Origin of the sequence: Bradyrhizobium sp. Arg816, assembly GCF_029989365.1 — a bacterium.
In the GTDB taxonomy this organism is placed as follows: domain Bacteria; phylum Pseudomonadota; class Alphaproteobacteria; order Rhizobiales; family Xanthobacteraceae; genus Bradyrhizobium.
In genome coordinates this window covers 139589-151782 of record NZ_JAPRAQ010000008.1, presented here as the reverse complement: position 1 = coordinate 151782, position 12194 = coordinate 139589, and the positions used below count along the sequence as shown (strand labels likewise).

The window sequence follows — 12194 nt, the reverse complement described above, 5'->3', positions numbered from 1 at the left end:
GCGCTTGTGGCACCATCCCGGATTGCGCGGAGCCTGTCATCGGGCGGCGCTTTGCGCCGACCCAGTGGCTCCATCCGGGCGACGCTTCTACCGCGCCTTCAACGTAAAATAAGCTTTTGATCGGTAGGCAGTTTCCAGAGCAGGGCGGCGCGCGCCCGGCACAGGAGCTGAGCCATGACCCTCGTCAGCGGCTGGGGGCGTTTCCCGGTCGTCGATAGCGAGCTGCTGCGGCCGCGGTCGTTCGAGGCCGTGGGCGAAGCCGTGGTGACAGGCTCGGTGGCTCGGGGCAACGGCCGCGCCTATGGCGATGCCGCGATCGGCGCCGCAAGGACCATCGCAATGACGGGGTTCGACCGGGTCCGGTCGTTCGATCCCGTGACCGGACGCATCCGCCTCGAAGCCGGCGTGCTGCTGTCGGACCTGATCGACACCTTTGGTCCGCGCGGTTTCCTGCCCTTCGTCGTGCCGGGTACGCGCTTCGTCTCGGTTGGCGGCGCCATTGCCGCCGATGTCCACGGCAAGAACCATCATTGCGAGGGCGGTTTCGGCCGCTATGTCGACAGCATTTTGCTGCGCACCGGGCAGGGCGAGACCATCGAAGCCTCGCGCGAACAGAATTCCGACGCCTTCTTTGCGACCGTCGGCGGCATGGGCCTCACCGGGGTGATCCTGGAGGCGACGATGCGGCTACGGCCGGTCGAAACGGGGTGGATCCGCGAGCGGGTGATCTCCGCATCCGATCTCGACGCCGCGATGCGCGCGCTCGATGCGGGCGATTCCGCCACCTATTCGGTGGCCTGGATCGATTGTGCCGCACGCGGCAGTGATCTCGGCCGCTCGCTGATCTATCTCGGCGAGCACGCAAGGACAGACGAGCTTGCCGACGGCGCCGGTGCATTTCCCGCCGGCAAAAATCCCGGCCTCGCGGTGCCCGTCGACCTGCCGTCGATGACGCTGAACCGCTACAGCATCCGCGCCTTCAACGAGCTCTACTACCGCATGGGCGCGCGGCGCGCCGGCGGCGACCATGTGGTCTCGCTCTATCCGTATTTCTTTCCGCTCGACAGCATCGCCGACTGGAACCGCATCTACGGCCGGCGCGGCTTTCTTCAGCATCAATGCGTGATTCCGGAGCTGGGCGCCCGCGCCGTGCTCGGCGAGATCCTCGATCGCGTCGCCCGGCGCGGCGATGCCTCCTTCCTCGCGGTGCTCAAGAAACTCGGCCAGGGCGACGGCATCCTATCGTTCCCGCTGCCCGGCTACACGCTGGCGCTGGATTTCCCGGTGAAGGGCGACATCCTGAATTTCCTCGACGAGATCGACCGCCTGGTCGTCGCCGCCGGCGGCCGGCTTTATCTCGCCAAGGACGCCCGCCAGTCGCGCGCCACGTTCGAAGCCGGCTATCCGGCCTTGCGGCGCTTCAACGCAATCCGCAAATCGCTCGATCCCGCCGGGACCATCCGCTCAAAACTTTCGCAACGCCTGTTCGATGAGGTTTAAGCCGTGACGTCACGCAAGTCCGCAATTGTGCTCGGTGGCTCCTCCGATATCGGCCGCGCCGCCGCGCGCGCCTTTGCCAAGGCCGGATACGATGTCGCCCTCGCGGGCCGTGACGTCGCCGCACTCGAGCCTGATGCGGCCGATCTGCGCGCGCGCTACAATGTCGAGGTTGGCCTCCACAAATTCGATGTGCTCGATACCGCTTCGTTCGATGGCTTTGTGAGCGGCCTTCCTGCGTTGCCTGATGTCGTCATCTCGATCGTCGGCCTACTGGGCGTGCAGCAGAATGCCGAGAGCGATCTCGCGCATGCCACGACGATCATGCGCTCCAACTACGAGGGCCCGTCGCTGATCCTCGGCCTGTTCGCGGAGAAATTTTTGGCACGCGGCAGTGGTACGCTCGTCGGCGTCTCATCCGTCGCCGGCGATCGCGGCCGTGCTTCCAACTATGTCTACGGATCGGCGAAGGCGGGCTTCTCCGCCTTCCTGTCGGGCCTGCGCGCCCGGGCCAGTCGCGGCGGCGTTCACGTCGTCACGGTGAAGCCGGGCTTCGTCCGTACGAAAATGACGGAAGGCATGAAGCTGATCGGCCCGCTCACCGTCGAGGCGCCGGTCGTCGGCGATGCGATCCTCAACGCCGTCGAGAAGAAGACCGACGTCGTCTATGTCAGCGGCAAATGGCGTCTCGTGATGCTCATCATCAAGACGCTGCCGGAAGCGGTGTTCAAGAAGCTGAAGTTTTGAGGCAGTTGCGACCCGCACTACAGTCTCGTCATGCCCGGCCTTGTGCCGGGCATCCACGTTCTTGGTGGCCGCGGTGAGAAAAACGTGGATGGCCGGGTCATAGGCGAGCGAAGCGACGCCGTCCTTCGGACGGCTATGCCCGGCCATAACGACGGAGAGAGATGCCCTACGCGCTCTTGCGCTGGAACTGACCCGCAGCGCGGAAACGCCAGAGATATTGCGGGGCGATCGCTTCCAGCGAATCGGCTGATATGCCGAGCCCTTCCAGCGTCAGCCCTGCCGCCTTCGCCGCATCCGACACCACATTGTCGCGTGCGAGCAGCGTGACCTGGTCCGGGGTCAGCTTCAGCGCGCCCGGGGCGAATTGCAGGAAATTGGCCTGGAAACGGGCGAGCCCGAATGACAGCGGCACCAGCATCGGCTTGCGGTCGGCGATCGCGATGATGGCCTCGATGATCTCGCGCATGGTCAGCACTTCCGGCCCGCCGAGCTCGTAGGTCGCGCCCGCCTTGGCCTTGCCGTCGACGGCATCCGCGATCGCGGTGGCGACGTCGCCGACATAGACCGGCTGCATCCTGGTGTCGGCGCCGATCAGCGGCAGCACGGGCGACATCCGGGCGAGCGCCGCGAAGCGGTTGGTGAACTGGTCCTCGGGGCCGAACATCACGGAGGGACGGAAGATGGTGGCCGAGGGCACCGTGGCCAGCACGGCCGCTTCGCCGGCCGCCTTGGCCTTGGCATAGCGCGAGGGCGATTCCGCATCGGCGCCGATCGCGGAGACATGCACCAAACGCGCACCGGCGGCGGCCGCCGCCTTTGCGACGGTCTCGGCGCCCCTGGCCTGGACGGCGTCAAAGCTCTGCGCGCCGCCCTCGGTGAGGATGCCGACCAGATTGATCACGACATGCGAATCACGCAGCGCCGCCTCGACCGAGGCCGGATAGCGCAGATTCGCCTGCACGGTGTGGACCTGCCCGACCTTGCCGGAGGGCTGGAGGTACCCGGCCAGTTCCGGCCGCCGCACCGCGACCCGGACCCGGTAGTCCCGGCGGCACAGCGCGCGGACGACATTCCGGCCCAAAAACCCCGATCCGCCGAAAACCGTGACGAGAGTTTCCAGATTCGATGCCATGGGATCCATTCCTGGGGTCCATTCCTGCGGAAAGAGTGCGTGTTATCAGGCTTGTATCGGGCCGGTTTGCGATGCGCAATCCGCATCCCCGCGCAGGTGCCAAGCAGCATTTGACAACCGCGTCACCGAACCGTAGTAACCGCCTCCGTGCCCCAAACGGCATGCCCAGGTGGTGGAATTGGTAGACGCGCTGGCTTCAGGTGCCAGTGGCTTAACGGCCGTGAAGGTTCGAGTCCTTTCCTGGGCACCATACGATTCTGGAAAATGAGCAATTCCAGCTAGTTGAGCCCCATCCGCGTGCTTGGACGGCTGCCTTGGCCACGGGTGGTTTTGTCTCCCCGGCGAGCGCGCTCAGCCCATCCGCTCCCTCCTGGCGAGGATGGCGGCCGCGGGTTCTTGGCTTGCAAGAATACGCTCGCCGTGTCGGCACCGGCGCCTCCTATTTCGCAGAGCGTTTGCGCTGGATGCGACCGCCCGGTTTGCTGGCCCACAAATACAAACCGCTCACCAGCACCGTGATCGTCACGATGTCGAAAAACGCCCAGACGAGCTTGGGCGCCAGACCGGGAAACGTCGTCGGAAAATGCAACGGCTCGGCGATAAGCAGCGCCTTCGTGACACCCGTCGGCTCGAATACGTCCGACACGCCACCGGTATGGGCGTCGATGAGCACCGCGTAGAAGAGCTCCTGTGTCATCATTTGTCCGTCCTTCATCAGAACCACGTAGTGGTTGGACGGACTGATCTCAGCGTTCGGGAACACCAACGACATCACTCGCGCTGCCGGCACCTTGCCGCGGGCAGCAGCAACCGCAGCTTCGATTGACCCGGGCCGATCGACCTCTTCCATTCGCCCTGCTTGTGTCACGACGACCCGCCGCCGAATCTCGTCGGACATGGCTGTCCTTACCGAAGTGGAAACGGGGCCATGCAGGGTGTTGATTGCTCCGGTCGTGGCAACGAGGAGCAGCCATGCCATCGTAATGATGCCCGTCAGATTGTGCAGGTCGAGCCAGAATATTTTTCGGCTCTTGTTCGTGCGAACCGTGCCAAATCCAAATCGGCGGACGAATGGCGGATAGAGTATCAAGCCCGAGACGACAGAGGCGATGACAACGAGTGCCATGCTGGCAAGGAACAAGCCGCCGGGCAGCCCCAGATACAAATCCGCGTGCAGCGTGTGCAGGAATTGCATCACGGGACTACGCCGTTCCGGCATCGTTGTGAGCTCACCGGTGCGAAGGTCGATCGCCTCGCGGTGTATCCGGGTGGGTCCGGCATCCGGGGTCGGCGCCGAGCGCGTCTCCACGATTGGCCACCGCTTTGCAAATTCGAGTGAGATCATCGTATCGCCGGGGTGTCTCGCCAGCGCTGCCGAGACGATGGAATCAAGCGTTGGCGCGCCCTTGCTTTCCGGGACTTCGGCCAACATTCCCGATGAACCAAACGCCTCGTCGATCTCCTTTTGAAATATCAGCGGCAGGCCCGTCAGGGAGAGGATCAGCAGGAACAGCGTCGAGATGATGCTCGTCCAGCGGTGGATGCCGGCCCACGTCCGCAGCGATCGCATGTTGGGTCGCTTCCGCGCGGCGGTACGCGACGCATTTACCAGTAGCGATGTCATGTCGGGTCTTGAGTCCCCAGCAATTGCGCGTCTGTGACAATTGACCGCGGTGGTTTCGCGCGGTCTGCCTCATGGCTCGTCGCGATCACATCCGGCGCGTTGCGGTCTTACGAAGTTTTTCGCATCGTGCGTTCGGGCGGCAGCAAAAGGCTTTCGCGCTTACCAACAATCGATGCGATGTGAAATCGAAACGTAGAGCGGCGCGCCAGGATCAGCTGGAAGCTTAGACGCCTTCTAGTTGGCATGGATTTTCCCGAATGCTTATTCGCTCTCGTCCCAAGCGATTCGTGTCTGGGACGGGGCATCAAGAAGAAAACTCCGGGGACTGCATGCTTAACGACGTGACCTTCTCGCGCGCATTTGGGCTTGCGTGCGTGTCAGTATTTTTGACCACGACCTCATCCGTCGCACAGCAGTCGGGCCGCCAACAATCGGCGACGTCCGGACAGTCACTCCCTCCCGTGACCGTCGTTGCGCCCGAGCAGCGAGCCTCTCCCGCGCGGCAACAGCGGTCATCGAATACATCGCGCTCTGCAACGACGCGGCGGGCAGAGCGACGTGAGAACGCGCCGGTGATGAGCGCGCCGGCCACGCTTGGAGCAAAACAGGCAGCGTTGCCGGTGCCGTATGTTGGAGGGCAAGTCGCGCGGGGCGGACAGGTCGGCCTGCTCGGCAACAGGGATTATATGGATACGCCATATAGCCTCACGAGCTACACGGAAAAGACCATCCGCGATCAGCAGGCGACGAGCGTCGCCGAGGTCCTGACCAATTCCGATCCGTCAGTACGGGCGGCGATCGGTAGCAGCAATCGCTATGACGCGCTGACCATTCGCGGCTTCCGGGTCGAGAACGGCGAGATCGCGCTGAATGGGCTGTACGGCCTCGTGCCGGCTTACCGGATCAACCCTGCGCCGATCGAGCGCATCGAGCTGCTCAAGGGGCCCGGGGCGTTCCTCAATGGCATGGCTCCGTCTGGCAGCATCGGCGGCAGCGTCAATGTCGTGACCAAACGGGCAAACGAGGACCTGACGCGTCTGACTGCCGGCTACATCTCGAATGCGCGGTTTGGCACGGAAATCGACGTGGCGCGCCGTTACGGCGAACAGCGGGAATGGGGCGTTCGTTTCAACGGCGGGATCGATGGCGGCAATACGACGATCGACCGTCAGTCGGTACGCGACGGAGTCGGTTCGCTTGGCGTTGACTATCGGGGCGAGCGCTTCAGGTGGTCCGCCGATGTCATCTATCAGGACGACTGGATGAAAGCGGCAGCTCGTGGCTACACGCCCGTCACTGGCATCGCGGTGCCGAACGCTCCGGACCCTCGCATCAACCTTGCCCAGCCGTTCGACTATGCCCGCGCGAAGAGTCTCACCGGGCTTACGCGCGCCGAATATGATGTGTCGAATAATGTCACCGTGTTCGGCGCAATCGGCGGCAACCAATTCACCTTCGACAAGCAGGAAGCCCCCGGCGCCACCATTCTAAACACAGCAGGCGATGCCCTCTCGACCTCTCGCTTCCAGACCGGCAAAAACGACGGCGTATCGGGCGAAGCCGGCGTGCGGGCGCGTTTCGACACAGGTCCGGTTGGTCATGAGGTCGTTGTCAGCGGCAGCGCCATGAACCGCACTGACCGGCTCGGTCAGACCAATTACGGAAACTATCTTACCAACATCTACACGCCGACCCTGCTGGCGAGTCCGGGCGCCCCGGTTTCTTCATTCCCTGAGGGGAAGTCGGCTTTCCTTGGTCTGAGAAGTGTCGGCGTCGCCGATACGCTCTCGATGATGAACGGGATGCTTCAGGTGATCGTCGGAGCGCGACAGCAGCAGGTCATCGCGAACAGCTATGCCCCCGTGAGCGGCCTGGAAACGACCCACTACGATCAGAGCGCCACGTCGCCTTCCGTGGCCCTGGTGGTTCGGCCGATCAAGGAGCTGTCCTTCTACGCCAACTACATCGAAGGCCTCACGCCTGGACCAACGCCGCCGTCCGGCGCCGCCAACACCAATGCGGTGTTCGCGCCCTTCAAGACAAAGCAGTATGAAGTCGGAACCAAGCTTGATCTCGGAGGCTTCGGCGCGAGCCTCGCGGCATTCCAGATCAGCTTGCCGAACGGCGTGACCGATCCGGTTACCAGGATCTTCAGCCTCGATGGCGAGCAAAGGAACCGTGGCATCGAGTTCAATACGTTCGGTGAAGTCGGGCCCGGGATCCGCGTCCTGGGAGGGGTGACTTACCTCGACGCGCGGCTGACAAAGACTGAAGGGCACCTCCATGATGGCAACCGTGCCATCGGTGCTCCGGAATGGCAGAGCAATCTCGGTGTCGAGTGGGACACTCCGTTCCTGCCCGGGCTGACCACGACGGCGCGTACCATCTACACCAGCCAAGCCTATGTCAGCGCTGACAACATCCAAAGTGTCCCGGCCTGGATGACGTTCGACATTGGTGCACGTTACGCAACCCAACTGGTGGGACGACCCACCACGTTCCGTGCTTCTCTCACCAACCTCTTCGACAAACGCTATTGGATCGGCAATCCGACTGGTTATGTGATCAGCGGCATGCCGCGTACGTTGTGGTTGTCAATGACGGTTGACTTCTGACGCTGCCAGAAAGGGCCATCGTCCTGCGCCAAGCGCGTCACCGAACCGTAGTAACCGCCTCCGTGCCCCAAACGGCATGCCCAGGTTGGTGGAATTGGTAGACGCGCTGGCTTCAGGTGCCAGTGGCTTAACGGCCGTGAAGGCGCGAGCCCTTTTCTGGGCACCACCCCCAACCCAAGTGGTTGAAATCGCTCATTTGCAGGGAATTTGAGCCGCTAACCGGTACACAAGACCGGGACACAGCGCGTATGAACTATCGAATGGCCTACCTCTCGAAAGATACCGACTCTTCATTCTACAGCTTCAGGACGCGCACACCCCTCGACGTCCTCCGCGCGAGATCGGAAGCGCGCCCTTGGCGTAAAGGTTGAAGGCCGCAAGAGCTATCGCGAAATTGACGACGAGAAACACGGCGAGGAAATGATCGCCCTGGCCAAGCGGTTGCGCCGAAAGACCCCAAAGGGCGGTCGCCGTTCACTCCGAGCTATCGCCGATGAGCTGGCGCGATCCGGCCATAGTAGCGAAAGCGGAAGGCCCCACGCAGCAACTGCAATCGGACGCATGTTGGGGGAAATTAATTAGGGCTTCCGACTAGGACTGCTTCGGTGTGCTTTGTGACCAAGCGACAATTCGATTTAGTGTCCGCTTAGTGCCACGACCTGCGCTCAGTGTAGCTCCGCGCGCTTTGCATCACTGTGGGTTGTACTCGCCCTGGTGGCGACTGGCGGGTAATGCGCGCTATACCAGCTTCGAATTTGCGACCGATTCGTTGCCACCGGAGCGCCAATGTCTGACCCGAACGCCGATCTGGATGACCTCGTTAACGAGCCGCGAGAAACCCTAGACGTAGAAGTGAAGGAATGGCTCGACCTGACCGACAATGACCACCGCGCCCTCTTAGCTAAAGAGATCATTGCCCTTGCAAATCATGGCGGGGGCGTCGTGGTGGTCGGCTTTGAAGAGCAGACGGACGGGACTTTCAACGTGGCAGCTGGTCGGCCCGCAAACCTGGATGCTTGGTCGCAGGACAGCATCCAATCGGTTGTGGCTAAGTACATCGATCCTGGAGTTCAGTGTCGCGTGCTTCATCGGTCTCGAACCGGCGGAACTGACAAGTATCCCGTCATTGTCGTGCCCGGCGGCCACAGGGTGCCAATCCGTGCCAAGGCGGGCTCACCAGACGGCAAGAAACTTGTACCCCATCGTGTGTATATTCGTCGGCCTGGCCCTGCTGGCGAGGAGCCCAAGAGCGCGGAAGAATGGGACCGCTTCTTTGAGCGGTGTCTCCAGAATCGACAAGCGGAGCTGCTTGACGCGATGCGTTCAATCATGGCCGGTGTGATTCCAAGCGCCCGGCCTACAACACCCAGTCTGCTTGATCAGCTGCAGGATTTCCAAGCAAAGGCGATCGTGCGTTGGGAAGGCCGCGTTGCTGCTCTGCCGCCGGGCGTGCCGCCGACACTACCGAATGGTCACTATGATCTATCGATTGCCATAGACGGCGATTTTGATCGTCAATCCCTTTCCGACCTCAATGACACTATCCGCCTCGCGGTCCGGAACCATTCGGGCTGGCCACCCTTCGTGAATCTCAGTCGAAATCCCTACAGACCTATTGCAGTAGATGGAGCCATCGAGTGCTGGGTCGGGCCTGACACGGACGGGTCCTACGACAAGCCGGCCCACCATGACTTCTGGCGCATTTCGCCCGCGGGCTTGCTGTTCTTGCGGCGAGGATATCCAGAAGATGGAGGATGGAAGGACGTCAAACCTGGAACATCCCTCGACATTACCACGCCGACTTGGCGCTTAGGCGAAGCGGTCCTTCAGGCGCTCTACATCGCCCGTGCGCTCAATGGAGCGAATGCAAATCTCATCCTGGCGGCTAAGTGGACCAAGCTCGCTGGCCGGGTTCTCGTCTCCCATGGCAATACTCGTAGGATAATGTTCGGTGGGCGCAGCACCAGCCAAGATCAGCATGAAGCCACTGCTACGGTCGCGGTGTCTTCGCTTCCAGATGCTCTTCCCGAAGTGATCTTCTCAATGCTCGCACCTTTGTACGAGCTGTTCGACTTCTTTAAGTTGCCTAAGCGGCTGGTGGAGGAGGAGCTGAAGGAGATGTCGCGAAATACGTTTGCGATGTAGTTCAGCTAAAATCTTCGCTGCCGCTCCTTGACCGGATTCAGGCTCGCTCTTATGTTTCCGGTCGCCGGTAGCTTTCGGACGCAACGTCCCAAGGTGTCAAGCGGCGTCACATGATCCGGATCACGCAAGGTGCTCCGGTGAGAAAGGAACTGAAAATGAGCACGATTCGCTCAACGGCTGCTGCTGTGTCCAAAATCAGCCAGGACGCATCTGTCATCCAGACAGACCCCTCCGCTGGTCGCATCGCCCACGCGATCGCAGCATTCCCCTACGATCCCCTGACCGCGACGATGGATATCGTCGACAACTCCGTCGAAAACGGAGCTTCTGGCGTTTCTGTGTCCTTCGCTAAGAAGGGCAAGACCATCGAGCAGATTGTCATCGCCGACAACGGAAGCGGTATTGCGGATGCGATTATCGACGAGGTGCTTCGCGCAGGCAGTCGCACCGAACATCTCTATCGGTCGACCTCGCTATCGCGGTTCGGTGTGGGACTGAAGGGTGCCGGGTTCGCGCTCGCCACTAATATTGAGATCCTGACCCGGAGCGAGACTGGTGTGATCCAGCGCCGCTCTATCGACCAGGGGCGGATCGAGCGCACGGATCGCTGGGAGCAGGAAGCTCGTGCGCCGACAGCCGAGGAGCGCAAGTTCTTTGAGGTGGCGCTTGCCGCCCTTCCTGGTCCGACGACCAAATCGGGTGGAAAGGGGACGGTCGTTGTTCTGCGCGCTGTGAAGCTTCAGACCCGCGATCTGACGAAGCTGCGCTCGAACCTGGTACGCAAAGCAGGGGAGACCTACGGCAAGATCCTCTCTGCGACCGCAGACAGCATTCGCCGCTTGTCCATCAACATCGACGACATTCCGGTGGAGCCGTTCGATCCGCTCCATCGCGAGAATCCTGACACCCAGTCGATTTACCGCCGGGAGAAGATCGACTTCGACGACGGCACCTCGGCGTTTTTCACGGCCATCGCGCTGCCGCATCCGAACTCCCAGCCGGAAGAACTCGTGCGGCGGTATCGCTACAACCAGAAGCACCAGGGTGCGTATGTCTACCGGAACGGCCGTTTGGTACGCAGCGGCGAGACCTTCGGCCTGTTCAGCCGTGATTTCCATCTCAACGCCTTCCGGGCGGAGATCGAGTTCGATAGCTCGGCAGATACACACTTCAAGGTCGACGTTGCGAAATCCACCATCGTTCTCGACGACGAGGCGGAAGCCAAGTTCAAGGACTTGTTCCGCGACTCGGCCCGTACAGCGGACGCGCTCTGGCGTCAGAAGGATGTCCCGACGAAGGTTGAGATCGACGACCTGTTCAATGAGTCAAATCGGCTCATCGGGTCTCGTGCCAACCTGCTGATCGAAGCTGTTAACCAGAAGAAGGGCGAGCTTCGTGTTCCCCGGCGTGGGCCGGTCGTCGCTCCTCCGAAGCCCACGCAGCCGATCGTCGTGGACGATCCCGCCCTCGAGGCAGATGTCCCCGCCTCCGACCAACCTTCGGAACAGACGCCGCCGCCGGCCGTGAAGCGGGGCTTTGCGCCTTACCTGCGGGCCGTTGATAGCCTGCCCGACGGGGTGCTGTACCGCCCGCTGATGGACGGAGAGGTTGGCGGTCTGGTTGTTGAGGTCAACATCTCTCACCCGTTCGCTAAGACTGTCTTCGAGGCGGCTGGGATTGAATCTGGAGCAGGGAACGGCAAGCGCGCGGTCCCGCGGCGCGCGACCACTGCCATCCAGCAGCTGCTCTATGTCCTCGGGTATTGCGAGTACACGATGTCCGGAGACGATGATGATGAGACCGGGCGGCTGTTCGAGCAGTACCGCCGGTACTTGTCGATGAACGTCACGGCTCTCCTCGACTAACAGCACCCGCCGCTCGCCACTTTTCACGGTGGCGGGCGGCGACTTCCCTGACTCATGTGATCTTATCGACGAATCTAGTGTCATTTCAGCCCAAGGAACGGCCAAAGAGATTTTGCTCGAGGTGCCAGACAATTACGTCCTGGAATAGCCACAACAGATGCTTGGTCTGCCAGCGCAAGCGGAGTCGGGAATACTACGAGCGGAAGAAGGCCTCGGGGGGGCGACTTCTCAGAAGAAATTAAGGCCCGACTTCGATCAGAACATCCGGCACATAGAGCCGCAGCGGAGTTATCCTATGTCTGAAAAAAAGCCGACCCGAGAAGTCCCTGAACATCGTATCAAGCCTCTGCGTAGCCATGGAAAGCTGATGAAACTTGGCGGCTACACTGACGAGGATGCCACTGAAATGATCACGGCGCGGATCGCTCAGGAACTCGCGTCCAAACTTTTGGAATTCAATAAAATCAGAATCGAGCGGGACGAATATGGGAATGTCGTTTTCGACGTGAAGCTGGAAGTCATCGTACCTGAAACACCAGCTGGGAACGCCAAGGAGGAAGGGCCATAGA

The 12194-nt window shown here is 61.6% G+C and carries 8 protein-coding genes and 2 tRNA genes; 8 read left to right on the top strand and 2 right to left on the bottom strand.

Going from position 1 to position 12194, the window contains the following annotated elements:
• Nucleotides 1–174: 174 nt before the first annotated feature.
• Both OWC48_RS21125 and OWC48_RS21120 read left to right on the top strand, forming a co-directional pair.
• Entirely contained in the window at nt 175–1500 is a 1326-nt protein-coding gene (locus tag OWC48_RS21125) for an FAD-binding oxidoreductase (protein ID WP_282521690.1), read from the top strand.
• 3 nt (nt 1501–1503) lie between these two features.
• Nucleotides 1504–2244: an SDR family oxidoreductase gene (locus tag OWC48_RS21120; protein WP_282521689.1), complete on the top strand. Its 741-nt coding sequence runs from the start codon at nt 1504–1506 to the stop codon at nt 2242–2244.
• A gap of 166 nt (nt 2245–2410) precedes the next feature.
• Here OWC48_RS21120 and OWC48_RS21115 read toward each other — a convergent pair whose 3' ends face one another.
• Nucleotides 2411–3376 (bottom strand): complex I NDUFA9 subunit family protein, encoded by a 966-nt coding sequence (locus OWC48_RS21115; protein ID WP_282521688.1) that lies wholly within the window; start codon nt 3374–3376, stop codon nt 2411–2413.
• 163 nt (nt 3377–3539) lie between these two features.
• Here OWC48_RS21115 and OWC48_RS21110 point away from each other — a divergent pair.
• A tRNA-Leu gene (locus OWC48_RS21110) sits at nt 3540–3626 on the top strand.
• 189 nt (nt 3627–3815) lie between these two features.
• Here the strand turns inward: OWC48_RS21110 and OWC48_RS21105 are convergent.
• Nucleotides 3816–4946 carry a PepSY domain-containing protein gene (locus OWC48_RS21105; protein WP_282521687.1) on the bottom strand — a complete coding sequence of 377 codons (1131 nt, stop codon included), beginning with the start codon at nt 4944–4946 and terminating at the stop codon, nt 3816–3818.
• Nucleotides 4947–5575: 629 nt separating this feature from the next.
• Between OWC48_RS21105 and OWC48_RS21100 the strand changes: the two genes are divergently transcribed.
• The 5 genes from OWC48_RS21100 (at nt 5576) to OWC48_RS21080 (ending at nt 12193) form a co-directional block, all read left to right on the top strand.
• Nucleotides 5576–7615: a TonB-dependent siderophore receptor gene (locus OWC48_RS21100; RefSeq protein WP_282521686.1), complete on the top strand. Its 2040-nt coding sequence runs from the start codon at nt 5576–5578 to the stop codon at nt 7613–7615.
• 78 nt (nt 7616–7693) lie between these two features.
• Nucleotides 7694–7781: transfer RNA gene (locus OWC48_RS21095), tRNA-Leu, on the top strand.
• Between the two features lie 620 nt (nt 7782–8401).
• Nucleotides 8402–9760: an RNA-binding domain-containing protein gene (locus OWC48_RS21090; RefSeq protein WP_282521685.1), complete on the top strand. Its 1359-nt coding sequence runs from the start codon at nt 8402–8404 to the stop codon at nt 9758–9760.
• Nucleotides 9761–9915: 155 nt separating this feature from the next.
• Nucleotides 9916–11625, top strand: a complete 1710-nt coding sequence (locus OWC48_RS21085) for an ATP-binding protein (RefSeq protein ID WP_282521684.1) — start codon at nt 9916–9918, stop codon at nt 11623–11625.
• Between the two features lie 295 nt (nt 11626–11920).
• Complete coding sequence (locus OWC48_RS21080; RefSeq protein ID WP_282521683.1) at nt 11921–12193, top strand: hypothetical protein; 273 nt, start codon at nt 11921–11923, stop codon at nt 12191–12193.
• The last annotated feature ends 1 nt before the right edge of the window (nt 12194 follow it).

Excerpts from the sequence above, each read along its gene's own strand:
- OWC48_RS21115 (WP_282521688.1), bottom strand. The coding sequence starts at position 3,376 with ATGGCATCGAATCTGGAAACTCTCGTCACGGTTTTCGGCGGATCGGGG.
- OWC48_RS21100 (WP_282521686.1), top strand. The coding sequence starts at position 5,576 with ATGAGCGCGCCGGCCACGCTTGGAGCAAAACAGGCAGCGTTGCCGGTG.
- OWC48_RS21125 (WP_282521690.1), top strand. The coding sequence starts at position 175 with ATGACCCTCGTCAGCGGCTGGGGGCGTTTCCCGGTCGTCGATAGCGAG.
- OWC48_RS21090 (WP_282521685.1), top strand. The coding sequence starts at position 8,402 with ATGTCTGACCCGAACGCCGATCTGGATGACCTCGTTAACGAGCCGCGA.
- OWC48_RS21080 (WP_282521683.1), top strand. The coding sequence starts at position 11,921 with ATGTCTGAAAAAAAGCCGACCCGAGAAGTCCCTGAACATCGTATCAAG.
- OWC48_RS21105 (WP_282521687.1), bottom strand. The coding sequence starts at position 4,946 with ATGCGATCGCTGCGGACGTGGGCCGGCATCCACCGCTGGACGAGCATC.
- OWC48_RS21085 (WP_282521684.1), top strand. The coding sequence starts at position 9,916 with ATGAGCACGATTCGCTCAACGGCTGCTGCTGTGTCCAAAATCAGCCAG.